A 25,566-nucleotide genomic window follows, 5' to 3' on the forward strand; every position below is an offset into this window, starting at 1 on the left:
TGTTCGCGCCGGAGCATCGGCCCGGCACATTGCGCGCAAGATAGGGGGCACACATGGCAGGTCTGTCCTGCCGCGCTCATCGGCCAAGCTCCTGATCATCGTCGATGGAAGGGTCCTGACGGCTCTGCCTTTCGTTGCCGATGCCGCGCATGCTCTCTTTGGATAGCTCGCTCTCCTGCGCGTCTGCCCTGCTGTTCTGCGCTCGCCCCTTTGGCCCTTCGATCTTCGCCTGCGCGCTGCGCTCTTCGCTTTCGCGCATGGCCAGGTTCTGCCGCTCGCGCTGGTCCTTTTTGCCCGGGCGGTGATAGCCATAGAGCTCCCCTTGCACTGGCCTGCGCTCTAAGCGTTCCCTCTCCTCTTCATCCTCCATCTTGCGCGCCACCTCCTCCTCGGTCAGCTCGCGCTCAGGGTTCAATGGCCCTTCGATCGCCTCCCTCAGCTGCTGCGCTGCCCGCTCAGCCTCACTCAGCGCTACCTCTTCGCGATCCTTCGGCTCCTTAGGCGCGATGTCAGGTTGTGCGCCCTCCCTATCCCCACCCCCCAATTCCGCGCCATCCCCGGACGGTGGTGTGTATTCGGCCGCGCGCATGTCGGTGACGCGCTCAAAGCCCTTTGCGCGGGGTTCGTAATCTTTCCACGTCAGCCTGATCCGGGCAGCGGGGAATCCGTCCGGGAATTTCACGAACCCGTGCATGCTGGGCAGGTCGCTGATGTCGACCGGCATGACGAGTTCTTCGACGTTGGTACGGGGCGTGATCGTCGAGGCGTCGCGGTTGTCGTTATAGCCGTAGGAATAGGCTTCATCCATGATCCGGACCTGGCGGTTACCGATGAACTCGGAGCATCGCCGCGACGTCTCGGGATCGGCCGTCTTGAGAATCAGCTTGGTGCCCGCCAGCGAGGCCAGATTAGTAGCCCCGTTCTCGCCATAGGTTTCTTCAAGCTTGTCGAAGGAATGCATGCCAAGCACGAAGGCGCCGCCAAACGCGCGCGCGGTCTGAAGGCCATGGTCGATCGCCGGGAGACGATGCAGCGCATGGACCTCATCGATGAGAAACCAGGTGCGCAGATCGCGGCTCCGTCCCATGTGGAACAGCGCATTGACGGCGAGATCCATCCAGAGGGTCAAGAGCGGGCGATTGAGGACCAGGTCCGGGTGCGTAGAGGTAATGAAAAGGATCGATCCTTCCTTGACCTCGGTCGTCATCCAGTTCTTGATCGAGAAGCCGGTTTCACCCGGAGGTGGTTCGGGCAGGAAGCGAAAAACATTCGCATTGGCGATGAAAGTTGTCCGGATCGACTCTGCCATTTTGGCTGCGGCGGGCGACATCATCGGCCCTGCAATCGTGCCTTCAAGTTGAGCATGGATCGTCTTCAGATCCGACTGCATCAGGAAGTAGGAAAGCGCGCCATTTGAGCGCACGCCCATCTTGATCATCTTGACGCACATCTCGACGAACAGGGTGCGCGCCGATTTCTGCCAAAAGTCATCCTCCGCGCTGTAACCGCTCGGAACCAGCGCCGTCGCAGCGCTCATGAATTCGGCGTAGTTGTCGCAGTCGTTGAAGATCGACCATGGCACGCAGCGGCGGTCCATCGGATTGAGGATGATGTCCGTTTCGGCATCATAGAAGCTCTCGACGAAGGTGCCGGTCAGATCGAAAATGACGCAGCGATGCCCGCGCTCGCGCGCCTGCGTGACGATCTTCTTGAGCTCGGTTGTCTTGCCAGCGCCAGTCGTCCCGATGAACATCGCATGGCTTTGCTCAAGGCGCCAGGGAACCGGCACGCCTGCCAGACGGTAAGGCGCATGCAGACCCGCCCGGACACGGTCCTTCAATGGCTCTGCCAGGATCTTGTCGGGGTCGACTGCCGGCGTGCGCTTGCGGCACTCGCTGACATGCGCTTTCCAGTTATGGCTGGTGATGGCTTGAGCCAGCTCGCTGTGTGTCACAAGCACAGCACCGCGCTCATGGCGCTCGGTCAAAATGTCGGTGCCGCGCCGTTTCGAAAAGTCGACGAACCAGACGGTCAGAGGCACGCAGATAAAGGCTGCACCGAGACCTGCGGAAATGCTGACCTGCACGGCCTTGGCCCAAGCCCTTTCCACGGCAGGATGATAGGGCACCATCGACATAGTGCCTTGCACCATTTGACCCGACGGAAGGGTCAGGTTTACAGGCTTGTTCGGATTGAGCTGCACCCATCCCCAGGCCTCGGCGTAGAGCTTCATCAACACGAGCTGCACCTCGTGGTTTTTGAAGGTCAGACTGACGAGGATGCACAGCAGTACAACGGCGGTCCCGACCCAGACGTAGAGGGGCATTCTGATGCCCGCCCAGGTCATCAGGATTTCGTGGTGGAACAGCTGCGACCCGCGCGTGAAATTGCCTGCGTTCCGCTTCACTTTTCCGCGCGCGGAAGCGTGGGTGAGAGTGGCAGCTTTTTTGCTGAACCGGATGTCTTCAGCCATGATGCTCTCGCACGTTGGAGAGCGCCTGAGCGATCAGGTGTTCGGCATCAGCCGGATATTGCTCCTGAACGATGAGCGAGAGCGCAAGCTGGGTATGCTCGAGGATCGTGACAGCCCGCTCGGCGTTGAGCGACAGTCCCGCCTTCAGGAGAGGAATGCCCACTTCAAGGGCAATTCTGATGGCTTCAGACCGCGATACACCGCGGCTTGCCGCAAGTTGATCGACGACGTCGATCATCCTTGGGCTGAGCGTTACACCGACGCTCTGGAACTGTTTCTTTTCCACTACCACACCTTTTCAGGCGTGGTTCGTCTATCGCAGGTACCAGTATATAGCGCTGCATCGCACTTGCCAAGAGCGTCGGCGATGCAGCCCGGTGCAGCGCTATGGTATTGGTTTTTAGATGCTTTATTGAAGCCTTGAACATCCTGCAGCCGACTGCACCGCCCGAATTGTGAGCAAGACTCCAGCTAACCAATTGTGAAGTATGAAGAATATTGCTGCATCAGCCTACCGCGCAGCGGTGTACGGTGTGCGCAAAAAATCAGGAACTTGTGCCCTGTGCCAGGTCCATTGTCGTAGGGGGATCACTCGCGCAGGTGGTTCTCCAGCGGGATTGCGCGAGCGAGCCTGACTCGCGAACTCAGCGCAGGCGTTATGTCCGCCTACAGCGGGCGCTGTGGGACGACAATGGCTCTGGGTTTGGCCATGGCGATGGCTCAACCAGGCCATCTTCCGCGACGAAGTGGCGCGAGAGCAGCAAGCAAAAAAATGCCTCGAACAGACCCTGCGATTGGTGCATCTTCGCATGGTCTTTCAAGGCTTGGAGGAATGCGCAGTGGTGTCGAAACTTGAACGCGAACGGTCCGCGCTTGCAGCAGCAGAAAAGGAGCTGGAAGAGCGCAGGCAGAAGCTTGCAGAGCTTGAGCGCGAGGAAGCAGAACGAGAGCTAAATCGGCTGATCAAGAAGGTGGGTCAGGATACGGCGATTGCCCTTCTGGAGCTGGCCGTCAAGGTGAAGCCAAAGGTGGCGATTTCTGCCCTCGAGAAGCTTGGCAGGTGAGGTCTTTTTTCGTCGAGTTGGGCGGCGATGACCACCGCCCTGTCTCGTCAGAATTCATCGGCCATCTTGCCGGTGGCGGTGTAGACGATCTGGTCGATCAGATGCATCGGCAGCTCGCCATAGTCTCCCTCCTCGATGAGGATGTACCCGTCCGGGGTCTCAACGACGTGGACGTCGAAGAATGTGTGGTAGGAGCGCCGCTCAGCTTCCAGCGTTCTTTCATCAAGGGCGATGATGTTGGGGTTGATCTGACGAAGCACCGAAACGTCGTCTTCGTAGCTTTCCGTTGTGTAGCACATGACCTTGCCTCCTGGCGCTTGGCGGCTCGTCCGCCATGCCATGAAACAGCGCCCCGTCAGTGTGCTGGTCACCGGAGCGAAGCGGAGGCTTGACCGCTAATTTTTCGATGGTGCGGAAGCCGGCGCAGCACGGCTTCTCGGTCGGGAAATTAGTGGTTGACCAGTATGCTGGCGGGGTGCTCATGGCGATGGTGGTGGACGTGCCTGCGGCAGGAGGCATGCGTTCCCAGCGACTTCGCGAAAGCTATGTCCTGGCTCGTGGCTGTTCGGCATTGGGGTAACCCCAGCGGTACGAAAAAAGGGCGCCGCGGCAACGTGCCGGGCACCCTTTTCCACCTCGATCCTGCAGGAGGCTGGTTGCAGATCGAGCGTTAAACATGGCGTCGAGTTGAGCCGATTCCCGGCTGCTCGTGAACTGGTGGCTGGTTCGTCATTGGCTCCATTCGAGCAGCGGGTGTTGCTCTCCACAATCGGTGGCGGCGATGAACGCGAGGCTTTCGAAGAGCGGAGTGATTCCTGCCTTGACGAAAGCCGCGTAAGTCCGGTGATCTTCGAGCGCTGTCGCGAGCTTCTGCAGGGACAATTGGCCAGATTCATTTGCATGGCGGCCGAGAGAGGTGAGTACCTTAGACGCAAGGTCGCTGCTCATTGTGATGTCACCTACCAGAGCGATGTGTTCGCTCACCCGCATCGTGATCGGCGCATCGCATTGCTGGTGCTCGATCCGTAGCATTCGTCCAAGAAACTGCGCTTCCTCGACGATCGCGATCATCTCCGCACGATGGTCGAAGCATGATGCGAACGCGGCGATGGCAAGCGCGTTGGCATTGATCTCGAAGTTCAGGGGCGCGGCCAGGAATTCGCCTGGATCTGCATCGATTGTACTGTTGGCGGTGTGCAGTCTGCGCATCAGCGCGGCGAGCTCTTGCGGGCGTATCTGAGCCGGTACCGAATGGAGCCTTGTCTCGATATCCTTGACGCGGAATGTGACGAGCATCTTTGCCTCCTGTCGCTGCTCGTCTCCTCCATCCCCCTCTCCTTTCTCACTTCCTGAGCTTGTGGCTGAATGCCCACAAGGGGTCTCGTCCAGCCTGAGGATTTCCGGTCGGCCCATTGTCCGGATACAGCCGCTGGCGCGGCAGCGATGCCCGCAAGATGCGAAGCATCGAGCACGGGCAATGCGCGCCGGGCCAAGGTAAAAGTGCGGCTGATACATTCAGGGATCGCGATGCTCGCGGCAGCGGGCGAAGGGGGTTCGATGCCCCCAGAGCCCGCCCCTTGCGCAAAAGAAGAACGGAAGGCCCCGGCATAAGCCGGAGCCTTCCGAAGAGCGCTCAGCCGAAGGTGCGCGAGCGCGTTTGCCCCTGATCGCTGATGCGGCGAATGTGCAGCGGCACGCCAGCCTGACGGAGGCGCTGTGCAAGGTTCGACTGGATGCCGGATCCTTCTCCGATGATCGCTTCAACCGGGTTCAGTTTGACGATGCTCTCGTTGCGCAGGAACGGAGCGCGGTTGCCGTGGCGCTGGTCGGGAACGAACAGGATCGTGTTGACCCCGTTCTGCTGCGCCCATGCACCCGCCATGGCGTCGACGCCCTTGCGCATGCCGGTCGTGCCCAGGACCATGTTCGGGATCCGGGACTTGATGTCGTCGAGGATTGCCCAGATCATCGCGAAATCGTGCCAATCCTTTTGGCCACCTGACACGATCACCAGCGGGCCATCGGGCTGGAATTGCGCCCTGCGATCCTTGGCGCGTGCTGCGAGGAAATCGCGCGCCTGCACCTGGCTGGCGGTAACCCCGTTCTTGCTGACTTGCGATCCCCGTGCGGCCGTGAAGGGGCGACCGGTTTCGACCCGGTAAACGTCCGCTGCATGATCGCGCATCGCCTCGAGCGCTTCGCGGCACCCTTGCAGTGTCTGGCAGAGCTGCTGTGTTTCCTCGAGCTCGACAGCGTAGATTTCCGAAGGATCGAAGTGGCGTGCCATTTCGCCCAGCTTCTTTGCAGCATCGTCCTCGCGTCCTTCAGCCAGGCGTGCGGTCATGTGGAACGAGTTGACCATGCCCCAGGCGAGTTGCTGCGCAAATTCTTCCATGCGCGTGTCCTTGAGGACATCGAAGATCGTTCCGATTGCCATCTCCACGGCGCGACGCGCCATGTCAGGGTCCGGCATCTCTGCAGCGATTGGAGCCTCGATGATGTTGAGCTTGGCCAGATCGCTATGTTCAAGAAACGCCCCGTCGTAGGATTCTGTGATCCCTTCACGTGCATCGGCCAGATTGATCCGTGCCTGAGCCAGATCTGCGAACGAATTGAAAACAGTCATAACAGCCTCCGATTTTCGAAATCGTCCCCACATTGGGAACAGCCAAAAACCCATCGGGCCGGACGAACTGTGTCAGGGACGGCGAGCTCGTCTCGCCGCCGCCATGGCGGGCGTGGGGGAACCGATTTTCTGCGTGGTGGCTGGCGCGCAGCGATACAGCCTCCCCGCTGAAAATTGGGGGGACCGCGATCCTTGACTAAGGGTCGGCCGCCGATAGGTTTCGGCAGGTGTTCCTGTGTGTGTGGAAGAGACGTTCCCGCCCTCGAGCAGGGAAGACGAAGGCAGGTCCGGTCAGGCGCTTCAGCGCCCCACCGGGCCGCCCCTTCGGCCCTGCGAAGGGGTTACAGCGGGAACACCACCAATCTTGAAAGGCCGTTTGGCGGGGCTGCTCGGACGACGACGGACTGTCAGGGACGATGCCGCGAAGCCGGCATCGCCGCCTCGCGGGCGGTGAAGGCAAGCGCAGCGACAGCCTGAGCCGATCCTTGACCGGACGGAGGATGCCGAATGATCCCCCTGCGTGCCACGGCGCGCGTTACGGTCGGAAAGCTCCGACCGCGAACGCCTTCCTGGCAAGGAAAAGCGCGTTCGCGGGTAAGTGGCGCTGCCCTGCCCGGACGGGCGGCAGCGCCGGGTTCCGGTAGAGCAGGTTCCGCGTTCAGCGAATGAGCCCATTGTCGGACCCCGCATTGGCGCTATGTTCGAGTGATGGCCGTCTGGCAGTTCGTCATCAACCTGATCCCTGCCTCTGCGGCGCGTATCGCAGGGGTCGACGCTGCACGGATGAGCCGCACGCAGCTCGACGAGATTGTTCTGGCGCTGCCAATCGCAGAGGCGAATGCGCTATTCGCGAAGCTCGACATGTTGCTGCCCGAGAAACCGCGATCCTACACCGGTCTCCGGGTGTGGGGTGACGAACCTGCTGACGACATCCAGGTGAGCTTCGATGAGCAATTCATCGAAGAGATCCAGGTCCGCTTCGATGTGGCAGATATCTCTCTGCCATTCATCGGCGGGGTCTGCGACCTCGCGCGGCATTTCGACTGCGTCTTTGCAACGCCGGAGGGTGCGATCATTCAGCCAAGCAGGGAAGCTGTCATCAGGACGGTTCTGCAATCAGAGGCAGCGCAGTTCGTGCAAGATCCTCCGGGCTTTATCGAAAAGGCGGTCCGTCTGGATCGGGAGGACCGATAAGGCCCGCACCCCGTGAGGCGCAGTATCGATACTTGAAGCGGACAGGCAGCTTCGCTTACTTTGCCGCCGAAAGCCGACGTTCGCAAATCGACCCCAAAGCGGCAATAACATCCGCTTCTGATTTGCCCACCTAGAGAGGAGGATAGCTCGCAATCCGATAGAATGCCCAAAGGCGACAGTCTTGCCTGCTAGCTCGGTCTAGCACGCCGCCAGGCCGGGGACCGGCCGCGCCCCAAAGGAGTGGAGAGGCAGATGGTGTCGGATCGGCAGAATATCGCAGCAGGCACGCAGCAACCCGAAAAGTTCGATGTGATCATCGTCGGCGCGGGCATTTCCGGGATCGGCAGTGCCACCCTGCTGCGCAAGCATTGCCCGGATCTAAGCTTTGCCATTCTCGAAGCACTTGAGGGCCATGGCGGCACCTGGCTGATCCACAAATATCCCGGCACCCGGTCAGATAGCGACCTGTTCACCTTCGGCTACGGCTTCAAGCCGTGGACCGGGCAGCCGATCGCCTCGCGCGACCAGATCCTCGACTATCTGGGTGATGCGATCGCCGATGCGGGCCTTGGTCCCTCTATCCGATATGGCCACAGCGTAACTTCTGCCGACTGGTCCAGCGAAACGGCCAGCTGGCGGCTCACGGTTGAACGCAAGGACGCCGACGATGTGGTGGAGATGGAGGCGAGCTTCCTGTGGATGTGCCAGGGCTATTACCGCCATGCGCAGGGCTACACGCCCCAATGGCCGGGCATGGACAGGTTCAAGGGTCAGGTAATCCACCCCCAGCACTGGCCAGAGGATGTAGATCTGGCGGGCAAGAACGTGACCGTGATCGGTTCGGGCGCCACCGCCGCAACCCTGATCCCGGCGCTCGCCGACCAGTGTGCTCACGTGACCATGCTGCAACGCACGCCCACCTATTTTGCCGCCGGTCGCAATGCTGACGCGCTGGCCGAGGAATTGCGCAGGCTGGATGTGGACCCTGCGTGGGTTCACGAGATCATGCGGCGCAAGGTGGTGCGCGACCGGGCCGATCTGCTCGACCGCGCGCAATCATCGCCTGACAAGCTGAAGGCGATGCTGATCGGCGGCGTTCAGGCGCTGCTCCCGGAAGGGTTCGATGTCGAACGGCATTTCACGCCGCCCTATCGGCCGATGCAGCAGCGCGTGGCGTTTGTGCCGGACGGCGATCTGTTCAAGGCCATCGCGGCGGGCAAGGCTTCAGTCGCAACAGATACGATCAGCACCTTCGACGAGACAGGGATTGTGCTCTCGTCGGGCGAACGCATTGATGCCGATGTGGTAATCACCGCAACCGGCTTCGAGATGGCAGTGATGGGCGAAATCCCGTTCAGCATCGATGGTGCGCCGGTCAACTTCGCGCAGACCGTCACCTATCGCGGGATCATGTTCACCGGCATTCCCAACATGGCCTGGGTCTATGGCTATGGCCATTACAGCTGGACCTTGCGCGCCGATCTGGTCGCCGGCTTCGTGTGCCGCCTGCTCGATCACATGCACAAGGCCGGTGCAAGCAGCGTGATGCCGATGCTCAGGCCCGAAGATCAGGGCATGGAACTGAAGCCGTGGGTCGATACCGATTACCTCAACCCCGGCTATCTGCTGCGGAGCCTCGACCGGCTGCCCCGGCGCGGCGACACGCCTGAATGGCAGCACAGCCAGGACTATTTCTACGAGAGCGAGGCGATACCCGCGATCGATCTGACCGATCCGGTGTTCGCCTACAACTATCGGCCGATGCAGCGCGAAGCTGCCGGCATGGGACACCATGAAACGATGAGGAAGGCAGGATGATGAACATGAAAGGCGGCGTGGCCGTGGTAACCGGCGGGGCTTCGGGCCTCGGCAAGGCAATGGCCGAGGAGGCTGCGCGGCGCGGCATGAAGGTGGTGGTCGCCGATGTCGAAGCGGGAGCGATGGAGAAGGCCGTTGCTGACCTGCGCGCAGATGGGGCCGAGGCGATCGGCGTGCTGACCGATGTGACCAGTGCTGCTTCGGTCGAGGCGCTGGCGCTCGCCACTGAACAGAACTTCGGCCCGGCCAACCTGCTCTTCAACAATGCCGGTGTCGCATCGGGCGGACCGATCTGGGAAAGCACCGAGAAGGACTGGAAGTGGCTGTTCGGCGTGAATGTCGATGGCGTTGCCAACGGGGTGCGCAGCTTCACCCCGCGCATGCTGGCCGCCGCCGCCGCCGATCCGCGCTATGAGGGGCGTATCGTCAACACCGCTTCCATGGCTGGGCTCGTGACCGCGCCGGGCATGGGCATCTACAGCGTTTCCAAGCACGCGGTGCTGGCCATGTCCGAATGCCTCTACCACGACCTCGATCTGATCGGCCGACAGGTTCGGGCGGCGGTGTTGTGCCCGTTCTATGTGAGCACCAATATCAGCCAGTGCTACCGCAATCGTCCCGCTGATCTCGTCAATGACAGTGGACCGACCCGATCGCAGCTGGCCACGCAGGCCATCTCTGCGAGGGATCTCGCCAACGGCACGCTCACGCCCGAGGCAGTGGCTGCGATCACTTTCAAGGCGATCGAGGAAGACCGGTTCTACATCTACCCCAGCCCCGAACAGTTGCCGATCGTGCAGAGTCGCCTCGATCATCTGGGGAACGGCACCAATCCCGACATCCCTTACGACGACATTCCGATGTTCAAGGCGCGGCGGGACAGTCTGAAAGCTGCACTAGCGGGGTGAGCGGGTCGCGCTCTTGCTGTGTGCGCCGCTTTTTGTAACCACGTGGCCGTTGCTGAAACGATCTTGCGGCGCGGAGGGTGTGCTTGGCCGAACCGGGAAAACTGGATGAGGAGCTCGACGCCCTCCTGCGCCGCCATGCACGCCAGCGCGTGTTGGCGCGTGGTGAGGCGCTTTACGGGCGAGGCTCGCCGCCCGATGCGCTGTTCTGCGTGGAGCGTGGCATCATTCGCCTCAGTGTTACCAGCCCTGCCGGCCGTGAAGCCGTGCTGGGTCTGGTGACGGCGGGGCACTGGTTCGGCGAGGCATCGCTGTTCACCTGCGAACCGCGTGGCAATGATGCGGTGGCCGCCGTCGGCAGCACCGTGCTGATGGTCCCCGCTGCCACCCTTCACGCCTTGATCGACGAGCGCTCCGATTATCTACGGCAGTTCCTCGCCATGATGGGCCAGCGTTACAAGGCGGTGCTCAGCCGGATGGACGACACCGTGCTGCTGCCGTTGCCTGCGCGCCTCGCACGGATCATCGTGCAAATGATCGACGTAGGCGGCAATGCAGGCGATGCGCCAGTGCTGCGCTTCTCGCAGGAGGAGGCCGCTCATATGCTTGGTGCATCACGGCAAAGCGTCAATCGGGTGCTGAAGGAGTGGGAGGCTGCTGGCATCGTGCGCTTAAGTTATCGCACGCTTGCCCTGGCCGATCTCACGGTCATATTGCGGCTTTGCCGAGCGTGAGCGGCACGGCGAGAGGTTGCAGATCGAGAGGGGGCAAGCCAGCCAATGCGGCTCGCAACTAAGTTAGGAAAGCCGCCATTCGCCTACCCACCCATCATCGGTCATTGGGCAAGCTCATGGCATCGCCCAAAAGCCGACATGCCGAGTCAACCGGCCTCTCTCCGAGACGTCCGCACTGGAGACGGCTCCCGCAGGAGCCGCGGTCTGGCAGGCCGGGTTCGTCGCCCGCCGAGGCGGCGGCATTTGTCGCCGACCGTGCGCGCGGCAAGTCGGCCGCGAGCGGCGGGACCGAGAGCCGGCGGGGCTATCAGGAATGTAAGGCCCGGGCGAAGCCCGAGCCGCTGGAAAAGCTCCGCTCCTTATAGCCGCAGCGCGTAAGCGCGGTGCGCGGCAAAATGCGTCAGCGATCGTCACCCGAAGGGCCGAGACCCCCTCTGGGGCTCGTTGGAGCGAGGCTTGGGCACAGCCCTTAGCGAAGCTTCAGCTGAGCCAGGGCTGCGGCGCCGAGCGGAATAGAGCGCGGTCCCGGCCGAAGGCAGGGGGACGCCACCCCTTGAGATCAGTGGCTTAGGTTGATGTTGGTTACGGCGACCAAATCCGCCTCGCTTAATTGTCCCGTAATCTTGATTTCGGCTTCTGGCTGAGCGCGGGTGTGGGTCGTAATCCGGTCAATCGCCCGGTCCGATAGAACGATGGCGCCGATCGAGGTCACATCGTCCATTGCGCCGCGATTTGGCGAATGGAGCGGGTCGAGAAGCCCGATGTACCCTTGGGGAAGGTTTCGGAATGCTTCCCAAGGTTTCCAGTCGCCTTCCTCGAAATCGTGCTGGATGTGCCAATCTGTTATGAGGTCAATGTCGCACCACCCGATGGACATTATGCTTCCATCATCAGTGCGGAATCCTTGGGCGTTTGCCGTAATGCTGAGCCTGGCCGCGTCACCGTGCGCCGTTGCGTCCAGCAAGTACCGCACGCTGATATCTTTCAAAGTCAGGCACATATAGACATCGATGAGCTTCGGCGGAAAGCTGATGCGATAGTCATCTTCATGCGTGAACTGCGAGCTGCGATACGGTTTCCGGCTCATCGTGGGTCGCCTTTTACTGTTGGGGTTCTGATAGTTCGAAAGGGCGGCATCTGGAAGGGTGCCGACTGATCGATCAGAGGAACTGGACGGTCTCGGCGATGATCTCGCAGCTCAAGTCCCACCTGGCCCGCTCGGCCGACGATGCGCGCAGTAGAGCTCGGTCCCGGCCGAAGGTCGGGAGACGCGACTCCCTGCGGAGGTGCTCCATTGCGGTTGACGATCATGTTCTCATGATGTTCTACGGCGCCTATGGGAAGCAAGCGTCTCGACACTGTCGCCGATCTGGTCCGGTATGGTCTCAATGCGCAGGTTGAATGCAGAAGGTGCCGCCGCGTCGTGATCATCCCGGCGTCCAGGTTGCGCGATCAATGCTTCGCCAAGTCGATCCCGATGAAGCTTGCGGTGGTCGCGCAGCATCTCAGGTGCAGCTGTGGTCACCGCGGCGCAAAGATCGATGCGACGGGGACAATGATCGACCGAGGGTCTTGAGGGGGTGCTTGGGAGAGTGACGTCGATGCCGCATGGCTGCGGCGGGCATAGCGGCAGGCGCGCGTCCACGTCAGGAATCTATTGATCCGCTTAACCCGGAGTCGAATTGCTGGATCAATGGACCGATCGCGTCCGGAACCGAGCTGGCTGTCGTCACCGTCGCTTCTATTGGGTAATTGTTGCCCGCCTGGTTGAGTGCGACCGCGTGGAATCGGTCTGCCATATGAATTGTGGCTGCAACCACGGCGAGACAGTTGGCGTGTGCTTCATCGCTCCGGCGGCGCTGCAATGTCGCGAGGTCACCGACCTTCAGGTCAACCGTCAGCATCGCATCAATCATCGCCACTTTACGCTCAATTTTCATGAAGGATCGCAGTTCGCTGCGATCGGTCTCGGCCGTCAGGACAATGGTTCCCTTGGGGCTCAGGTCGTCCGTGAGGCCGCTTCGTTTGGCGAAGGCGGGGTCGAGCGTATCGCCGCTCACATGGACCTTCAGCGTGCTGGATTGCCGTTCATACACCCGCAGTAGCCTCGCCAGCAGGTTGGACGTCGGTGAGGCAAAATCATGGGCGGCAATCCGCCCGGAGGGATGGAACTTCGCGATGAATCGGGCGTCAACCGGCTCTGGGACTCCGAATGCGGGAACTTCGATCGATGCGAGGTGCGGGACTTCGTGGGTTGTTTCAATTGCCGGATCATAATCAGGATGGGTCTTGAGGAACGGGGCGTTCAGGTCGATCCCGTTCTGAATGGTGTAGATCAGCTGACAAGGTGCCGGGATCGTGCTGAGGTTCCTGCCATTGATCATGGCTCCCTTCAGAATCGGCGCTCGTCGTGTGCCGAAGATGAGATGGTCCATCGCCTTGCCACTCTCGGCCATGTAGACGGGAGGCACATAGTTGGGCGCGAACTGTCGGACAAAGGCGAGGCATCCCCTGAGATATGCCTGAAGGTCGTTCGCGTAGGCAGGACCCCGCGAGGCTTCGATCTCGAGGTCGATGTCGCCAACGAGAGGATCGCCGCGCATGACGCTGCCGTAAAGGTAGACCCTGTTGATGCTGATCAGGCGATCGGGGTCGGCATTGATCGCCTCAAATCGCGCGAGCAACTGGTCGAGGACGGCGCGCGCCTTGGTCAACTCGGTTTTCACGACGCTGCGTGAATGGGCAACCGCCCTGCCTGTCGGGGTCAGTTCGGATCGCTCATCGTCGAGCAAACCAAGCAAGCTTGCGATTTCGAGGGCATGCGATCCGTGAATGAGGGTCGGAAAGACAGAACGAAGGCCGACAAAGGAGCCGGGATCACTCGTTCTGGAAAGAGATTTCAACCCTTCCTTGATGTTCGTGACAGGCACTCCCCCGATGGCGAACTTCCGAGGGAAGGTAATCGACATGTGGCGGCTCCTCCTGGTTGCAGTCTTACTATGGCGTTTGTCGTCGTCGGTCAGGATGGTTTTTTGGCCGATCAGGCCGGCGAGCTTCGCCTGTCGAGCGAAGCGAGGGGCGGCACCGAAGCGCCGCCCTCCTGATGGTCACAGGAACTCGACGTTCTCGGCGATGATCTCGCAGCCGTAGCGGTCATTGCCTTCGGCGTCCTGCCAGCGCGAGTAGTGGATGCGGCCCGTCACAGCGAGCTGGTCGCCCTTGGCCTTGTGCTGGCGCAGCGGGAGCCCCATGCCGTTGAAGACAGTGACCTTGTGGAATTCGGCATCCTTGACGGGGTAGCCGGTTTCAGGATCCTTCTGGACCTTGCCGTCGCGGATGACCGGACGTTCGGTCACGAGGATCAGTTCGGTGATACGGGTGTCGCTGCGATCGCGGGCTACGGGATCCTTGGCGAGACGGCCGACGAGGTTGACGATGTTCATTGCAAGAGCCTCCTTGGTGCCGACGGCTCGTCCGCCGGTGCCCTTATCGAGCCTCGGCGGGAGAGCTGGGACACCGCGCGCCCTCGCGCGCGGGAAACCTCGGAAATCGAGGTGGTGCGGGCAGCCCGGCTTGCCGGGCAACACGGCTCGCATTTCTGCAGGTTGGCCCTAAGCTCGACCAGAGAGGCAGGGGCACTGGGCGGCGGACGTGCGGGTGGCACAGGGGCTGATTGCGTGCCTGAATATCAACCTCGCCGCGTCTCGGCTTGCTGTTATCAAGGATGATCGCATGATTGATCGTCCGTACTCGCCGATTTCGGTGAGCGAATAGTCCCTTTGCGGCAGTCGTCCGGAACACCTGACCTTGGCTATCTGGGGTGCCGATCCGCAAGGTTGGTGCCACTGGCCTGGCGTTGATGCACAATCGGACAAGGCCCCAAGGGGGCTGCCTGTTTGCACGTAGCGCCAATCAATCCCGATCGACGGGAGCTGCTCTCCAGGCTGCTATGGCATCGATGATCTTTGCCGTGAACCGCGGTGGGAGTCGTCCGGCAATGTACCCGGGCTGCTTCATAAGGGGCCTTATATCGAACCCGGGCCAGGTGAACCGGTTGAATTCCGAAATGACGATTGCGCTACCGGGAGCAAGGCCAGCTGTGCGCGCAATCTCATCGGGGATCACGATGGCGTTCTTGCGCCCCTCGCCCTTGGTCGTGATCGCGGCGACCAGATAGCGTGAGCCCTCGACACCCACGATGACGACAAAGCGTTCCTTGACGCCCTCATCGCGGCCTTGGCGCTGCTCTTCCTCGAAGAGGTAGACGTATCGGAGGATATGGCCTGCGGCGGGGCGGTCAGTCTTCCCAGCGGTCATTGGCGAGTTCGCTGTCCGAGGGCCGTGCATTGGCGAACGCTTGGCGGTCGGCGTCGGTCATGTCGGACGAAGCGACAGCTTCGATATTCATGTGATCTGCGATCATACCGCGCGCCGCCTGTTCAAGATGGCGGAAATATTCGCTATCTGCGATCACATGCCGCTCGCGGCCATGGCTGGTCAGGACGACCGGCTGCTTGGTCGCAAGGTCGAGGAACTCGCCGGTGTTGTTGTGAAACCGGGTCAGGGGAATCCTGGGGTGCTCATTGGCCGTCGCTGGCATGGTGGTATCTCCTCGTGGCACCCAAAATAGCAATTATTGCCAAAATAGCAAGATTTCTGCGACGACGATTGCCGCGCTAGCCTTCCACCTCTGTCGCCGGCAGCTCCGGCAATAATGGGACGAGGCCCGCATCAATCGCAAAGCCGAGAGTCCTTGCGAGGCGGCAGGCTCGAGCGATTGACCCGTCTGGAACATCGAGCGCCTTTTCAATGTGCCCAAGGGTTTCGCCAGCGCCGGGTTCACAGACCGCATGAAGCTTGCCTGCCTCTGCGGTGATAGCAAAGGGCCAGGTCATCGCGACACCGACGACCCGTTCGTCGAGGACAAGCAGCGTATCGCCAGTAGCGATAGTCTCGTCGGTCTGCACGGCGTCGTAGGCATTGCCCGTCGAGGCGAAGGCATGGATCCGCCAGGCGCTGAAGGCGAAGCGCTCGCTGTCGCTCAGCATGGCACGGCCCCTTCGGGAAAGGCGCGCTGCGCCGCTTCCGGAAAGGCTGCGGTGAGGTTGCGATGGATCGGTCCGGAGGATTCCGGAAAGAATGTGCCGGTGCTGCTCGGCCGTGTGATCCGCAGCGCGCTTGCGACGGCATCCAAGACGAAACCCGCAAGCTGATCGCTGGCCGTCAGCTTGGCGAACTCAGGCGGCGCAAACCCGGCCTGATGCCAGAAGGCGATGCCGGTCTCGAGGGTCTCGAGATAGCTGGCATGGCTGCCATCGTCCTGTTCGTCGTCAACGCTCGCCTCGACCGTCCGGTAGGTTCCGAAATCATGGGCGTTGGCCTTGATCCGCAAACTGATGCCGGCAGGCGGCGAACCGGCAACCCCGATCAGCGCAGCCCTGTAGAGCATGGCTTCGGCGGTATTCACGATGGTGAAGTTCGGGGTGTGGCCGATTTGCGCGCCGTCCTCATTCGAAGGCGCGCCGCCAAGATCGAGTGTCCAGTTTGTTTTTGCCATTCAAGCCTCCTTTGCTTGAACGGCTTCTCCCCCTTCCCTTTGGTTGGCCGTGTTGCCGCAGCAGGTCGGCTCAGCTTGCAAGCAGTGGGCAAAAGAAAAGGCCCGCCCGCGACAAATGCGCGGACGGGCCTTCCCGATGTGACCGGCGCGGGTCGCGGCACCGGTCACGGGGGGCTTGTCCCGGTCAGGCGTCAACGCTCGCGCGCGTCTTGCCCTTGGGTGCCGGCGCGGTGCTCTCGCCCAGACCGTCGCCGGTGGCAGCGGCGCTGTCAACGCTGCGGTCGCTGGCCGGTTCGTCGCCGGTGGCGGTGAGCGGCGGCAGGGCGCCTTCGCTTTCGCTGCCGAAGCCGTCGAGCGAGGCCTTGGGCTTCGACCGGCGCCAGGCGACGTTGTAGCTGCCATCGTTCTGCTGGAACATGGCAACCGTGATCGGCGCCGAGAGGCTGGGATCGTCGATCTGGCCCGACAGGAAGCACTCGCCGGTCTCGTTCGACGAGTATTCCCAGAGCGCGCCGATCTTGACCCAGCTGCGGCGGTCGGCCGAGAGCGCCATGAGGTCGAACTTGGGTGCCCGCTCGTTGGTGGAGTCGAAGGCCCGCAGGGCGACGGTCGCGCTGAAGGTCAGGGTGGTGATGCGGCCGATGTGAACGCCTTCTGCGTTGGCCTTGAGGGTGCCGATGTTCATGTCACATTCTCCTGATGTTGTCCGAACCCCTTGTCCGGAGCACCTTCTCCCTTCCCCCTCCCCCCCGGGCCCTTGGCCCGGCCCGTGCGCCAGCAACCGCAGGCGCGCGTAATTCTTGCCGGCCCATCCAAAGGGCCGAGACGGTCCATGGACCCCTGCGGTGTGGTGAGGCGATCACCTGCCAGTGCTCCCCTCACCACGCCTGTTTCGCTGACTTAGGCTTCAGGCTCCGACCTGTCCTTGATCTGGCTAAGGCGCGCCATGAAGGCCTTGGCTTCGAGCTGATTGGGTCCATCGCGCGTGGCGAGGCAGGCCATCCTGTCGATCTCGAGCTGTGCGGCAAGACTTGCATCGATATGGCAATAGGGTTCGAGCACGCGGATTGCTTCAACCGCGCGGGGCAGCTCGCCGAAGTCTGTTCCGACCCACACAAGTTCGGTCTCCTCCCCGTCCTCGTCAGGCGCGCTCAGAACCTGCGCAAAGTATGTCTGCAAGGGGCGGTCCCAGCCAACATAGGCACTTGCCGCCGCAATCCCGTCACGAAGCGGTACTTTGTGTCTGCTCATGCGCCGTTTACCTCCGCATCGGGCTTGGGCGGCTGCCCGGTCACGCAGCGAAATGCCTGCCCTTCACAATGATCAGTAGTCCGCTGGCCGCATCAGCGTGATGACGCGCCGTGTCATCGCTGGATTGGCCGGATCCTCTGACCCGAACGCCAGTTCGGTGTCGTAATAATCGACTTTCATCAGCACCTTGATGCCATCGACATCCAGGCTTGCAAAGTCTCGCTCGGGCGAATCCGGGGCGAAGGTGCAATGGCGCAGAGCGGCCATCAGCCGGGCCTGTGCCATCATGCTTTGTGCCACCGTGTCGCCGCCGAGTTCTGCAAGCAGCCCGGAGGTCATGACGATGCGGGCCGTTCGGTCACGGCCCTGGCGTGCGGCATCATTGAGCAGCGCGATCCGCTCGGTGCGCTGCCGAGCGCAAGAGAGGTCGGATGTGTCATGCATTGGAGGTCTCCTCCCGATCAAAGGGGCGATCAGCGGGCAACCGGACGGCCTCGCGAACCTCAGCCCGCAGGCTGACAAGCGGATAGCTGAACATTGATCGCGGTCCCGGGGGCGACGGTAATGGCAACCTGCCGATCCTTGGGAATGACCCACAGGATGCTGGCGAGCGTGTCGCGGATACGCGCCGCAATGGCCTCGTCTTCGCCGAGCAGCACCCGGGCCGCGAGCTCGCGCGCATCGCGCAAGAAGTGCTCGTGCTGGGTGTCCCAGGAGTCGGCCTCGCTGTCGTCGCTAGCGCAGAAACAGACGTTCTCGATCAGATGAACCAGCGTTTCGGGGGTCAGCGCCGGACCCGGCACATAAGCGATGCGGATCTGGTCGACACCGCTGTACCAGCCATCCTCGCCCACGACGAAGGCCACATCTGCCGGGATCCGTTCTTCGCGCTGCGTTTCGCTGGAGCGGTGGAAGACACAGAACCTCAGCTCGATCGTCTCGGCACGAACATGGTCATCGAGCGGCGGAAAGCTGCCGTTCTCGGCGATGACGTGGCCCTGCTCCCCGGCTGCAACATAGAAGCGCACGTTGCCGAGCTGATGCAGCGCGTCATACCAGCCATAGCCAGCGTAGGCGGGATGGTTCTCGACGAGGTGTGGGCGCAAAGGGTGATCGCGCAGCGCGCGCTCCAGCCCCTGTGCAATATCGGGCTCAAGATCCGCGACAAGGATCGTGTCCGCACCTGCTGCGACTTCCTCATACTCAACATTGACGTTGTCGCTCTCCGCGATGGCCGCATGCCAGCGGGGCAGGCAGGGGTCGGCCTCCGGCAGGGCAACCCCAAGATCGCGGGCTTCCTTCCAGTTCTCGAAGGAAAGCCGGTGCTGGCCACTGTGCGCCAGCGCGGCATAGATCGTGCGCTTGCACGCTGCCTGCAGCGCCGCAAATGCGGCGTTCTCGACGAATTCCTTGCGCGCCGGGAGCACAAGGGCAAGGCCCGGCGTGGCCCCGATATCGAGCCGGGCATGGTAGGTCTTGCCGCCAAGGCTCTCCGACACACTGGCAAGCTTGCGGGTGAGCACCATGCCATGGAAGTTCGTCGTGGGGTCCTGGTGGTATTCGCGCCCCTCGAACACGCCGATCTGGCTGCCGTTCCACTCGGCGATGTAGATCGCCTTTGCGAGAAAGTCCTCGCGCGGCACGTGCGCGCCATTGAAGAACACCGGCAGCGGGTAGAACTTCGCGACCTCGCGCAGAATCCGCTCGGTCGTCTGCTCGCTCACCCCGGGCATCAGGAAGGTGATGGTCGTCCCAACCGGGCGAGCCAGGGGCACCACGGCAATGTCCTGCGCACCGGTCCAGCCATCCGCTGGGACATGGACCGACCATCCGGTGTCGGCATCGGCATGACGCGTGCTGATCCGGGTATCCTTGCCCGCCAGGCTGAAGACACCCATGCCTGCCGGGTCTTCGGCCTCATGGATGTGCTGGCTCCAGCCCGAATCCCCCAGCGCAATCATGGTCTGGGGATCGGCTACCCCGGACCCATCATCGACAAGGGTCAGGCGCGCTCCGTCCTGATCCGCGCAGCAGGCGATATCGATCCGGGAAGCGCCAGCGCGGCGACTGTTCTGGAGGAGCTCGCCGAGGATATCGCCGATGGTGCCGTTAAAGAGGCGTGTGACTTTGGTGATCGTCTTCGGGCTGACGCTGGGTCGGATGACTGTCAGGTTCATGGCAAAGGGTCCTTCATCGCACTGGTTCGCCCTTCCCCTCCCCCTCCCCTTCAGATAGGCGGATCAATGCCTGGCCAGAGCCGGGTGGCCTTCGGCCTGCTCTTCATCCGACTCGCTTGGGCCGCAGGGCCTCAGGTATCGGGATGACCTCGTGCGCCGTATCGCGCAGCGCCGTGACCTCGCCGCGCGCGGCGTAGAGGTCCTTGGCGATGAGCGCGCAGACTTCGGCCTCGCCATAGGTTGGTCGGCCAAGGTGATCGACGCGTTCGACTTGCCGGGCAATCACGCCGACCTTGCCTTCCGGCACCCATTCGGCCCAATCGCCCCAGGCGCTGGTCACGCAGAATTCGCCGATCACGGCCATATAGGCCTTGCGCGTCCGCAGGATCGCGGACGCATTCTCCTCGACGGCCTCTCCGGTAAAGGCACCGAAGCGGTCCGGGTGCCAACACCGCGCGGTATCGCGGGCAAGCTGCAGAAAGCCCGCGGAGCAGGAGCGCTGGCGTTCAAGCTCGCTGGCGAAGGCAAGGATCGGGAGCGCCCAGTCGCAGTCTTCCTCGTAGGAGCCGCCCTCGATCAGTAGCGCCGGCGGCATGGCGGCCTGCCTCTGATCGGACAGAATGATGCCGCCGTGGCTGGCGGTCATCACCGACCAAATGCCGGGGCCAAGCTGATCGGCCTGCTGGACTGCGCCCCAGATCGATGTCGATGGGCGCGGCGACGGGGCAAAACATGTCATGAGCGAACTCTCCTTCTTCAGGTTCGCTCAAATCCTCCCCCTCCCCTTCACTCGAGAAGGCTGCGGGCTTCGCTGATAATTGCCTCAGGCGTCACGCTGCTCACCGGCAGGCATACGACAATCCCGGCCTGACCGAGACGCTCGCGCTCGATGCTGCGCAGTTCAAGATAGTCAGCATCATCCGACTGCAGGATCTGGAGCGCGAACTTGCACTCCACCCCGCTATGCTCATCGAGCAGCGCCACCAGGAAATCCGGCCTCGCTGAGCCCGCAGCCAGCGTTATGTCAAAGAGGACCTTTTTGACCGCCATCCTGACACCGAGACGGCGCAGTTCATATTGGGCCTGTTGGAGCGCGCGCAGCACGTCGCGATCATGGTCGCGCTCGGCGGGCACGAACTGGTTCCCGCTGAAGACAGGCTGGGCATAGGCGCGCAGCGCCAGGTATCCTTCGCGCCGACTATGCTCGCCGACGACGGCCAGCACGAGAAAGGGTGGCTCGACCTCGGCCCGGATGATCCCAGTGTGCTGGATGCGATTGCGGATTTCGACAGTTCCGAGCCCCGTCACCACTTCGCTCGATGTGACCTCGCTTGCTTCGAGAAGCAGGAAGGACTGCGGCGCAAACTCGGGCGGCCAGGTCTCGGCGGCAGCCCGTAACCGGGCATGGACCCGCCGCTTCTCGTAATCGATGGCGTTGGTGTAGAGGTGATCCGACAGCCGAATGCCCGGCGCGATCTCGAGGCCCTCGGCTGCGCGCTTGAGGTGGTGCATTTCTTCGCTGATCGAGCCTGCGCGCCTGCCACTGGGCGGTAATTCGCGCAGGATGTTCGAGCCTGCGCGTTCGAGCAGAAGCCAGAGTAGCTTGCCCAGGCGCGGGATGGCGACGCCGCGTGAGCGGTCGTCAGGCTCTATGTCCTCTGGCCTTTGTGCAAGCTTCTCCGGTGCCTTCTGGTGGGCACTGAACAGGCCTTTTGGTAGGCCAATAGCATAGAGCGAATCCTTCACGGTCTCGCGGATGCGCGGTGGCGCCTGCGGCAGATGAAACGGGCAACCTGGCTCGTGGCCTGGCCGCGCAGTAAGGCGCCGGAGGTAATAGGTCTCCTGAAAACTGAGATAGGCCGCGCTCATCAGCGGCGGCGGCCGCTCTGCCCCAAGGCAATCGCAGGCGATCCACTTGTGGTTCTCTCGCGCGGTCGAGACCAGTGAGACTGAAGCGCGGTGGTCGGCCTCGCTGCCCCGGCCTGTATACCACCGCACCAGCGCAGCCTTCAGCTCGTCGCTGATCGCGACCCTGCCGGTCTTTCCTGTGGTGTCCTTACCTACCAGCCACATGCATGATGACGCCTTGACCCTGTCATTTGTTCACGGTATGTTCATAATCTGCAGGAGCCCACAAATAATGAACAAGGTCTTTGATATCGGCAAGTTCGACCTCGATGTCACGCTGCGCGACGCGGCGCTTGATCCGAATTGCCGCCCAACCAAACGTATGCTCGCCAATGCCTCGATCGGAGTGGAGCCGTTCGATGCTTATTACTCGGCGCGCGAGCTCTACGAGACCTTGCAGGGCGTCTTTCAGGGCCTGCCCAATGCCAAGGCCCGGCTGACACAGATCCTGTCCTGCCATTGCGATGACTATCAGCGCTGTCTTTACTACGCGCTGGCAGGGCGCGGGGTTGTCCAGATGCTCGACGATCTCGAATGGCTCTTCGAGCTCCTCGGGCCGCGGTGCCAGATGTCGGGGCACATTCTGCGCTCGGGCCAGCACCCTGCGCCGATGGTCAACCCTTACGTCTCGTCAGAGCCTGATGGCCCTGTTCCTGCCCGCAATGCCGACTTTATTGAAGGACCATCGTGGTATCTCGATCCCGGTCTTGGAGGGATGATCGAGGAATAAGCGGCCATCAGTTATTGCGAAGGCCAAGCCGGTCGGCGTCATCAACAAGCGTGATGCGCCCGTCCCAGTCCCACAGGACCAGATTGAGCGCGTCCGCGGGGGCGCCGCGGGCGTAACTCGGGACAACGATGCCGGCATAGCCTTGCGCGATCGCGGCCTCCGCCAGGTCTTGCGTCGGGACCGCCTTGCCTGAGAGCATCTTATCACGCCACGCCGGGTCGGCGAGCTCAGCCGGTGCGATACCGAAAGGCCGCAATGCAGCCCCATCGCGGCCATCGAGCAACGGTCCGATGTCGGCCTGATAGGCGACCAGCGTGGTGGGCTGCAGCGTGCCAACCTGATTGGCCTCGCGCAGCGCGGTCTCAGGGGCGAGGGAAGTATAGAGCGCGATGCGCCCGATGCGATTGAACCGTCCGCCAAACCGGGCCGCCCCCTCCCCTGAGAGGGGTTCGCGGGACCAAACCGGATTGTGGGCGCGGTAGAGCAGCCCGGTAAAGAGCATTGGACTAGGCGTGGACGCCGGCGTCGACCGCGTCGATATAGGTCAGCACGTCATCGGCCCGGTTGCTTTGCACCAGCTGCATGGCGGTCTGGCCCGAGAAGCCGGGCAGCGGTTCCGAGCGGTACCAGGCATAGGCCAGCAACGCCGAGCCAAAGCGCGGCTCGACCTTGTTGAGCACCTCGACCATCTGGCGAAGGCGGCGCTGGGTACGTGTCGACGCGATCCGGTCTTTGCGCTGGATCGCGTCCTTGCCGAGGCCCAGCGAGCGTGCGAGTTCGTCGCTGGTGGTCCGCAGCGCGTCGACGATCTTGCGCGGAGCAAACGCTCCGTTGTCAGCGTAGTTTTGAATCGCCATTGCACTTTCCCATGAATTTTGACGCGATATAGCGTCAATCTTTGCGGTAATCAAGGTTTGCTGTGCCCAGACCCAGCAGGTGTTCCGGTTCAACCGCAGAGGTTTCCCGCTCTTACAAAACCACGACCTGCAATTCGATCGCACCGGGAAGGCCCTCTTCTGCAGGCATAACGCAGAAGGGCTGGAGCTTGCTGTCCGTCCTCACCACGGCATGGCTCTGCCCGGAATTTGCGGTCATCCGAATGGCGACACGCTCGGCATTGGCGCGTCCGCACAGGATCGCCCTTCTGGGATCGAGGCTCTGAAGCAGCATGGTCACCTCCCGAGCGTTACGGCGTTGCCGGGAAGAATGTGCGCGGCGCACGCTTGGGGGGCACGACTTCGAACCGGCGCTCCATCAATCTGCTGATGCGGAACCGGCCTCGACCATCGGGCGTACTGAGTTCAATCTTCGCCCCGCGCTTTGTCACCCTGAATTCGGCGTGTTCGCTCCCGTCGGTGAACTTCATGGGTTCAGGCAGCCGGATCATGTCGCCATCGGCGATCTTGCGTTCCTTCAGCCGCAGCTGCCGGTAGCACCGGTTGCGCCAGTCGAGGGCATAAGGGTGATTGGTTGGCCCCAGCTCCTCGAGGATATTTCTGGGACATCCGGCCTCCACCGGCCCGGAGTTTTCATCCATGTCCTTATAGCCGAACAGGAGGCCGTCTGCGGCCTTGGGGTTCCAGCGCACCAGACAGATCACCGCGGAGATGGCGTGGGTCTGGTTGTTCGGTCCAAAGCGCTGGACAGCCGCGTAATAGGCCCCGGTTGTGGACACGCTTCTGATGACCCGGCATCCTTCAAAGCTGCCGGTTTCTTCATTCTCGCGCTCCCATGTGAGCTGATTGTCGAGATAGGCCTTGGGAGTGTCGAAGCCCCCCATTCCGGCACGGTGCATGTAAAGCCAGCCCATGCGTGTTCTCCTTCAGATGAGCCCCGGCTGCGCCGGAGGTGCGATCTTCAATTCGCGCGCGATCCGCGCCGTAAGTGCGGGAATGTCTGCAAGGGCGGTGATCGGCGCTTTGCGCATCACCGCGCCAGGCGGTTTCCAGAACGGGTTGCGCCAGGCGAGACCCGGCTCGCCGAACCTTTCCGGGCTGATCCGGACATAGATACCTTCGGCTTCCAGCACATGCTCGCCCGCGAGCTGTTCCTGTGAGGTGTAATAGCTGATGCGGTAATCGGCATGCTCGAGCCCGATCCCTGCTGCAATCTGGCGGAGTGCGCGCGTGCCCTCACGCCGGTAGTGGCGCAGCTCTTCGGGACGATAGTCGATCCCGCGCTTGACCAGCGCAATGATCGCCGGTCTGTGCTTGAGCTCGGCAAGGCGTTCGATGCACTGGGACCGCAGCGCCTGGTCGTCTGCCTCACATTCGGTCGGCCTTCCGTCGGCAATGCGCTGAAGGTGGCGGGTGAGGAGCAGCACTGCCGGGCAGCTTCCAACCTTCCGGCCTGCAAGGCGGACATCATCGACGGCCTCGTTCAATGCTCGCAGCGCATTCTCGAAGGTTGTCAGTCCATCAGGCTGGAGTGCGCGGCGGTAACGGTAATCGATGTCGCAGGACATGAGGCTTCCTTTCCATTGCAAGATGCAATGGCCCCATCCCCCTTCCCTCAATGCAGGCTGCGACGATGTTCGCTTAGGCCCTGCAGCGGCAACGGCTCGTAGATCATCGGTCGTAGGAGCGTGTTTGGCGCAATCTGTTCGAGGATTCGTGCAACAGCCGAGACGGCAACGCCCGCCTCGGTTGTCTGGATGATGAGCGTTCGGCCTTGACCCGGAGCTGTGCCAAGCGACCAACCGGCGTCCCCCTTGCCGAGAAGACCGTCCAGCACCTGGCGTGGATCCCTCTGGGGGAACAGGCCTGCGATATACTCAGCCAGCACACCGCCAATGGGCGCCTTCCCCCGGCCTGCAACATCGCCGGCATAACGGTGAAGCTGGGTGAGGCGAACGACCTCCTCGGGGGCTGGCTCAAGCACAAGCCGGAACTGGCGCCGTTTCATCGGCTTTCTCCCCTTCATCCTCCGCAGGTTCGCTCTGGTAGCCCGAATAGGCCGCAAGATGGTTGAATGCCTGATCGGCCTTCGCGGCCGCGGTGATGATCGCCGTCTTGTCGGCCTTGAGGATCTCCAGTAATCACGAGGTGACGATAATGTGAAGGAAGGCGGCCAGATTGGCTGAGTTCTGGGGTTTCCTGCCAACATTCCTTCACATTATTTCAGAGCGTG

The 25,566-nt window shown here is 62.1% G+C and carries 32 protein-coding genes; 7 read left to right on the forward strand and 25 right to left on the reverse strand.

Translation table 11 applies throughout. The annotated features are described in order from the left end of the window. Positions 1-76: 76 nt before the first annotated feature. Both GGQ88_RS19100 and GGQ88_RS19105 read right to left on the reverse strand, forming a co-directional pair. Complete coding sequence (locus GGQ88_RS19100; protein ID WP_221214781.1) at positions 77-2,473, reverse strand: type IV secretion system DNA-binding domain-containing protein; 2,397 nt, start codon at positions 2,471-2,473, stop codon at positions 77-79. After that, positions 2,466-2,759, reverse strand: coding sequence for a ribbon-helix-helix domain-containing protein (locus tag GGQ88_RS19105; protein ID WP_058818294.1), 294 nt, complete (start codon positions 2,757-2,759; stop codon positions 2,466-2,468). Before GGQ88_RS19105 ends, GGQ88_RS19100 begins: the two co-directional genes overlap by 8 nt. 460 nt (positions 2,760-3,219) lie before the next feature. On the opposite strand from GGQ88_RS19105, the gene GGQ88_RS19110 reads away from it, so the two are divergent. Next, positions 3,220-3,537, forward strand: a complete 318-nt coding sequence (locus tag GGQ88_RS19110; RefSeq protein ID WP_156456041.1) for a hypothetical protein — start codon at positions 3,220-3,222, stop codon at positions 3,535-3,537. Between the two features lie 47 nt (positions 3,538-3,584). Here GGQ88_RS19110 and GGQ88_RS19115 read toward each other — a convergent pair whose 3' ends face one another. Further along, positions 3,585-3,836, reverse strand: a complete 252-nt coding sequence (locus tag GGQ88_RS19115; RefSeq protein WP_221214788.1) for a hypothetical protein — start codon at positions 3,834-3,836, stop codon at positions 3,585-3,587. Between the two features lie 107 nt (positions 3,837-3,943). Here GGQ88_RS19115 and GGQ88_RS21120 point away from each other — a divergent pair, with 107 nt between their 5' ends. Then, positions 3,944-4,117 carry a hypothetical protein gene (locus GGQ88_RS21120; RefSeq protein WP_221214782.1) on the forward strand — a complete coding sequence of 58 codons (174 nt, stop codon included), beginning with the start codon at positions 3,944-3,946 and terminating at the stop codon, positions 4,115-4,117. A gap of 149 nt (positions 4,118-4,266) precedes the next feature. Here GGQ88_RS21120 and GGQ88_RS19120 read toward each other — a convergent pair whose 3' ends face one another. After that, on the reverse strand, positions 4,267-4,833 hold the full coding sequence (locus GGQ88_RS19120; protein WP_183615067.1) for a hypothetical protein: 567 nt from the start codon (positions 4,831-4,833) through the stop codon (positions 4,267-4,269). A 337-nt stretch (positions 4,834-5,170) separates the two neighbouring features. Further along, the gene (locus GGQ88_RS19125) at positions 5,171-6,163 is read right to left on the reverse strand and encodes a DUF2493 domain-containing protein (RefSeq protein WP_054735694.1); all 993 of its coding nucleotides are present in this window, start codon (positions 6,161-6,163) and stop codon (positions 5,171-5,173) included. Positions 6,164-6,871: 708 nt separating this feature from the next. Here GGQ88_RS19125 and GGQ88_RS19130 point away from each other — a divergent pair. The 4 genes from GGQ88_RS19130 (at position 6,872) to GGQ88_RS19145 (ending at position 10,814) form a co-directional block, all read left to right on the forward strand. Beyond that, entirely contained in the window at positions 6,872-7,357 is a 486-nt protein-coding gene (locus GGQ88_RS19130; RefSeq protein ID WP_183615068.1) for a hypothetical protein, read from the forward strand. 252 nt (positions 7,358-7,609) lie between these two features. Then, positions 7,610-9,175, forward strand: coding sequence for a flavin-containing monooxygenase (locus GGQ88_RS19135; RefSeq protein ID WP_183615069.1), 1,566 nt, complete (start codon positions 7,610-7,612; stop codon positions 9,173-9,175). Continuing rightward, positions 9,172-10,083: an SDR family oxidoreductase gene (locus tag GGQ88_RS19140; protein WP_183615070.1), complete on the forward strand. Its 912-nt coding sequence runs from the start codon at positions 9,172-9,174 to the stop codon at positions 10,081-10,083. Before GGQ88_RS19135 ends, GGQ88_RS19140 begins: the two co-directional genes overlap by 4 nt. Positions 10,084-10,160: 77 nt before the next feature. Further along, the gene (locus tag GGQ88_RS19145; RefSeq protein ID WP_183615071.1) at positions 10,161-10,814 is read left to right on the forward strand and encodes a cyclic nucleotide-binding domain-containing protein; all 654 of its coding nucleotides are present in this window, start codon (positions 10,161-10,163) and stop codon (positions 10,812-10,814) included. A 559-nt stretch (positions 10,815-11,373) separates the two neighbouring features. Here GGQ88_RS19145 and GGQ88_RS19150 read toward each other — a convergent pair. The 14 genes from GGQ88_RS19150 to GGQ88_RS19215 all read right to left on the reverse strand — a co-directional run bounded on the left by GGQ88_RS19150 (position 11,374) and on the right by GGQ88_RS19215 (position 21,872). Next, positions 11,374-11,901, reverse strand: a complete 528-nt coding sequence (locus GGQ88_RS19150; protein WP_183615072.1) for a hypothetical protein — start codon at positions 11,899-11,901, stop codon at positions 11,374-11,376. 228 nt (positions 11,902-12,129) lie between these two features. After that, positions 12,130-12,318: a hypothetical protein gene (locus tag GGQ88_RS19155; RefSeq protein WP_183615073.1), complete on the reverse strand. Its 189-nt coding sequence runs from the start codon at positions 12,316-12,318 to the stop codon at positions 12,130-12,132. Between the two features lie 142 nt (positions 12,319-12,460). Next, positions 12,461-13,783 (reverse strand): hypothetical protein, encoded by a 1,323-nt coding sequence (locus tag GGQ88_RS19160; RefSeq protein ID WP_183615074.1) that lies wholly within the window; start codon positions 13,781-13,783, stop codon positions 12,461-12,463. 138 nt (positions 13,784-13,921) lie between these two features. Then, entirely contained in the window at positions 13,922-14,257 is a 336-nt protein-coding gene (locus tag GGQ88_RS19165) for a single-stranded DNA-binding protein (protein WP_069052184.1), read from the reverse strand. 469 nt (positions 14,258-14,726) lie between these two features. Then, positions 14,727-15,131 (reverse strand): hypothetical protein, encoded by a 405-nt coding sequence (locus tag GGQ88_RS19170; protein WP_183615075.1) that lies wholly within the window; start codon positions 15,129-15,131, stop codon positions 14,727-14,729. Further along, the gene (locus GGQ88_RS19175) at positions 15,112-15,414 is read right to left on the reverse strand and encodes a type II toxin-antitoxin system Phd/YefM family antitoxin (protein WP_183615076.1); all 303 of its coding nucleotides are present in this window, start codon (positions 15,412-15,414) and stop codon (positions 15,112-15,114) included. The genes GGQ88_RS19170 and GGQ88_RS19175 overlap by 20 nt, the downstream gene beginning before the upstream one ends. A 76-nt stretch (positions 15,415-15,490) precedes the next feature. Continuing rightward, positions 15,491-15,862, reverse strand: coding sequence for a hypothetical protein (locus GGQ88_RS19180; protein ID WP_183615077.1), 372 nt, complete (start codon positions 15,860-15,862; stop codon positions 15,491-15,493). Next, complete coding sequence (locus GGQ88_RS19185) at positions 15,856-16,371, reverse strand: hypothetical protein (RefSeq protein WP_183615078.1); 516 nt, start codon at positions 16,369-16,371, stop codon at positions 15,856-15,858. The genes GGQ88_RS19180 and GGQ88_RS19185 overlap by 7 nt, the downstream gene beginning before the upstream one ends. 184 nt (positions 16,372-16,555) lie before the next feature. Continuing rightward, the gene (locus tag GGQ88_RS19190; RefSeq protein WP_183615079.1) at positions 16,556-17,056 is read right to left on the reverse strand and encodes a DUF736 domain-containing protein; all 501 of its coding nucleotides are present in this window, start codon (positions 17,054-17,056) and stop codon (positions 16,556-16,558) included. Positions 17,057-17,271: 215 nt separating this feature from the next. Continuing rightward, positions 17,272-17,622 carry a hypothetical protein gene (locus tag GGQ88_RS19195; RefSeq protein WP_183615080.1) on the reverse strand — a complete coding sequence of 117 codons (351 nt, stop codon included), beginning with the start codon at positions 17,620-17,622 and terminating at the stop codon, positions 17,272-17,274. 72 nt (positions 17,623-17,694) lie between these two features. Continuing rightward, positions 17,695-18,066 carry a DUF3768 domain-containing protein gene (locus GGQ88_RS19200; protein ID WP_183615081.1) on the reverse strand — a complete coding sequence of 124 codons (372 nt, stop codon included), beginning with the start codon at positions 18,064-18,066 and terminating at the stop codon, positions 17,695-17,697. Positions 18,067-18,125: 59 nt separating this feature from the next. After that, complete coding sequence (locus GGQ88_RS19205; protein ID WP_183615082.1) at positions 18,126-19,799, reverse strand: ATP-binding protein; 1,674 nt, start codon at positions 19,797-19,799, stop codon at positions 18,126-18,128. A gap of 103 nt (positions 19,800-19,902) precedes the next feature. Then, positions 19,903-20,538: a DUF7007 domain-containing protein gene (locus GGQ88_RS19210; RefSeq protein ID WP_183615083.1), complete on the reverse strand. Its 636-nt coding sequence runs from the start codon at positions 20,536-20,538 to the stop codon at positions 19,903-19,905. 47 nt (positions 20,539-20,585) lie between these two features. Next, positions 20,586-21,872 (reverse strand): hypothetical protein, encoded by a 1,287-nt coding sequence (locus GGQ88_RS19215; protein WP_183615084.1) that lies wholly within the window; start codon positions 21,870-21,872, stop codon positions 20,586-20,588. Positions 21,873-21,939: 67 nt separating this feature from the next. Here GGQ88_RS19215 and GGQ88_RS19220 point away from each other — a divergent pair, with 67 nt between their 5' ends. Beyond that, entirely contained in the window at positions 21,940-22,437 is a 498-nt protein-coding gene (locus GGQ88_RS19220) for a hypothetical protein (protein WP_183615085.1), read from the forward strand. 7 nt (positions 22,438-22,444) lie between these two features. On the opposite strand, the gene GGQ88_RS19225 is transcribed toward GGQ88_RS19220, so the two are convergent. The 6 genes from GGQ88_RS19225 to GGQ88_RS19250 form a co-directional block, all read right to left on the reverse strand. Continuing rightward, complete coding sequence (locus GGQ88_RS19225) at positions 22,445-22,939, reverse strand: RES family NAD+ phosphorylase (protein WP_183615086.1); 495 nt, start codon at positions 22,937-22,939, stop codon at positions 22,445-22,447. A 4-nt stretch (positions 22,940-22,943) separates the two neighbouring features. Further along, complete coding sequence (locus GGQ88_RS19230; RefSeq protein ID WP_054735742.1) at positions 22,944-23,294, reverse strand: antitoxin Xre/MbcA/ParS toxin-binding domain-containing protein; 351 nt, start codon at positions 23,292-23,294, stop codon at positions 22,944-22,946. A gap of 112 nt (positions 23,295-23,406) precedes the next feature. Further along, on the reverse strand, positions 23,407-23,607 hold the full coding sequence (locus GGQ88_RS19235) for a hypothetical protein (protein WP_183615087.1): 201 nt from the start codon (positions 23,605-23,607) through the stop codon (positions 23,407-23,409). A 16-nt stretch (positions 23,608-23,623) separates the two neighbouring features. Continuing rightward, a complete protein-coding gene (locus tag GGQ88_RS19240; protein WP_054590613.1) occupies positions 23,624-24,247 on the reverse strand; it encodes a DUF6927 domain-containing protein in 624 nt (207 codons plus the stop codon). 12 nt (positions 24,248-24,259) lie between these two features. Then, the gene (locus GGQ88_RS19245) at positions 24,260-24,901 is read right to left on the reverse strand and encodes a hypothetical protein (RefSeq protein WP_183615088.1); all 642 of its coding nucleotides are present in this window, start codon (positions 24,899-24,901) and stop codon (positions 24,260-24,262) included. A gap of 47 nt (positions 24,902-24,948) precedes the next feature. Beyond that, positions 24,949-25,341: a hypothetical protein gene (locus tag GGQ88_RS19250; RefSeq protein ID WP_183615089.1), complete on the reverse strand. Its 393-nt coding sequence runs from the start codon at positions 25,339-25,341 to the stop codon at positions 24,949-24,951. Positions 25,342-25,566 lie beyond the last annotated feature (225 nt).

The sequence above is a fragment of the Novosphingobium hassiacum genome, assembly GCF_014196055.1.
GTDB classification, from domain to species: Bacteria; Pseudomonadota; Alphaproteobacteria; order Sphingomonadales; family Sphingomonadaceae; genus Novosphingobium; species Novosphingobium hassiacum.

What these genes read in the sequence shown, in the direction of transcription:
- GGQ88_RS19100 (WP_221214781.1), bottom strand. Translation starts at nt 2,473, where the DNA reads ATGGCTGAAGACATCCGGTTCAGCAAAAAAGCTGCCACTCTCACCCAC.
- GGQ88_RS19115 (WP_221214788.1), bottom strand. Translation starts at nt 3,836, where the DNA reads ATGTGCTACACAACGGAAAGCTACGAAGACGACGTTTCGGTGCTTCGT.
- GGQ88_RS21120 (WP_221214782.1), top strand. Translation starts at nt 3,944, where the DNA reads ATGGTGCGGAAGCCGGCGCAGCACGGCTTCTCGGTCGGGAAATTAGTG.
- GGQ88_RS19120 (WP_183615067.1), bottom strand. Translation starts at nt 4,833, where the DNA reads ATGCTCGTCACATTCCGCGTCAAGGATATCGAGACAAGGCTCCATTCG.
- GGQ88_RS19125 (WP_054735694.1), bottom strand. Translation starts at nt 6,163, where the DNA reads ATGACTGTTTTCAATTCGTTCGCAGATCTGGCTCAGGCACGGATCAAT.
- GGQ88_RS19130 (WP_183615068.1), top strand. Translation starts at nt 6,872, where the DNA reads ATGGCCGTCTGGCAGTTCGTCATCAACCTGATCCCTGCCTCTGCGGCG.
- GGQ88_RS19135 (WP_183615069.1), top strand. Translation starts at nt 7,610, where the DNA reads ATGGTGTCGGATCGGCAGAATATCGCAGCAGGCACGCAGCAACCCGAA.
- GGQ88_RS19140 (WP_183615070.1), top strand. Translation starts at nt 9,172, where the DNA reads ATGATGAACATGAAAGGCGGCGTGGCCGTGGTAACCGGCGGGGCTTCG.
- GGQ88_RS19150 (WP_183615072.1), bottom strand. Translation starts at nt 11,901, where the DNA reads ATGAGCCGGAAACCGTATCGCAGCTCGCAGTTCACGCATGAAGATGAC.
- GGQ88_RS19155 (WP_183615073.1), bottom strand. Translation starts at nt 12,318, where the DNA reads ATGCTGCGCGACCACCGCAAGCTTCATCGGGATCGACTTGGCGAAGCA.
- GGQ88_RS19160 (WP_183615074.1), bottom strand. Translation starts at nt 13,783, where the DNA reads ATGTCGATTACCTTCCCTCGGAAGTTCGCCATCGGGGGAGTGCCTGTC.
- GGQ88_RS19165 (WP_069052184.1), bottom strand. Translation starts at nt 14,257, where the DNA reads ATGAACATCGTCAACCTCGTCGGCCGTCTCGCCAAGGATCCCGTAGCC.
- GGQ88_RS19170 (WP_183615075.1), bottom strand. Translation starts at nt 15,131, where the DNA reads ATGACCGCTGGGAAGACTGACCGCCCCGCCGCAGGCCATATCCTCCGA.
- GGQ88_RS19175 (WP_183615076.1), bottom strand. Translation starts at nt 15,414, where the DNA reads ATGCCAGCGACGGCCAATGAGCACCCCAGGATTCCCCTGACCCGGTTT.
- GGQ88_RS19180 (WP_183615077.1), bottom strand. Translation starts at nt 15,862, where the DNA reads ATGCTGAGCGACAGCGAGCGCTTCGCCTTCAGCGCCTGGCGGATCCAT.
- GGQ88_RS19185 (WP_183615078.1), bottom strand. Translation starts at nt 16,371, where the DNA reads ATGGCAAAAACAAACTGGACACTCGATCTTGGCGGCGCGCCTTCGAAT.
- GGQ88_RS19190 (WP_183615079.1), bottom strand. Translation starts at nt 17,056, where the DNA reads ATGAACATCGGCACCCTCAAGGCCAACGCAGAAGGCGTTCACATCGGC.
- GGQ88_RS19195 (WP_183615080.1), bottom strand. Translation starts at nt 17,622, where the DNA reads ATGAGCAGACACAAAGTACCGCTTCGTGACGGGATTGCGGCGGCAAGT.
- GGQ88_RS19200 (WP_183615081.1), bottom strand. Translation starts at nt 18,066, where the DNA reads ATGCATGACACATCCGACCTCTCTTGCGCTCGGCAGCGCACCGAGCGG.
- GGQ88_RS19205 (WP_183615082.1), bottom strand. Translation starts at nt 19,799, where the DNA reads ATGAACCTGACAGTCATCCGACCCAGCGTCAGCCCGAAGACGATCACC.
- GGQ88_RS19210 (WP_183615083.1), bottom strand. Translation starts at nt 20,538, where the DNA reads ATGACATGTTTTGCCCCGTCGCCGCGCCCATCGACATCGATCTGGGGC.
- GGQ88_RS19215 (WP_183615084.1), bottom strand. Translation starts at nt 21,872, where the DNA reads ATGTGGCTGGTAGGTAAGGACACCACAGGAAAGACCGGCAGGGTCGCG.
- GGQ88_RS19220 (WP_183615085.1), top strand. Translation starts at nt 21,940, where the DNA reads ATGAACAAGGTCTTTGATATCGGCAAGTTCGACCTCGATGTCACGCTG.
- GGQ88_RS19225 (WP_183615086.1), bottom strand. Translation starts at nt 22,939, where the DNA reads ATGCTCTTTACCGGGCTGCTCTACCGCGCCCACAATCCGGTTTGGTCC.
- GGQ88_RS19230 (WP_054735742.1), bottom strand. Translation starts at nt 23,294, where the DNA reads ATGGCGATTCAAAACTACGCTGACAACGGAGCGTTTGCTCCGCGCAAG.
- GGQ88_RS19235 (WP_183615087.1), bottom strand. Translation starts at nt 23,607, where the DNA reads ATGCTGCTTCAGAGCCTCGATCCCAGAAGGGCGATCCTGTGCGGACGC.
- GGQ88_RS19240 (WP_054590613.1), bottom strand. Translation starts at nt 24,247, where the DNA reads ATGGGCTGGCTTTACATGCACCGTGCCGGAATGGGGGGCTTCGACACT.
- GGQ88_RS19245 (WP_183615088.1), bottom strand. Translation starts at nt 24,901, where the DNA reads ATGTCCTGCGACATCGATTACCGTTACCGCCGCGCACTCCAGCCTGAT.
- GGQ88_RS19250 (WP_183615089.1), bottom strand. Translation starts at nt 25,341, where the DNA reads ATGAAACGGCGCCAGTTCCGGCTTGTGCTTGAGCCAGCCCCCGAGGAG.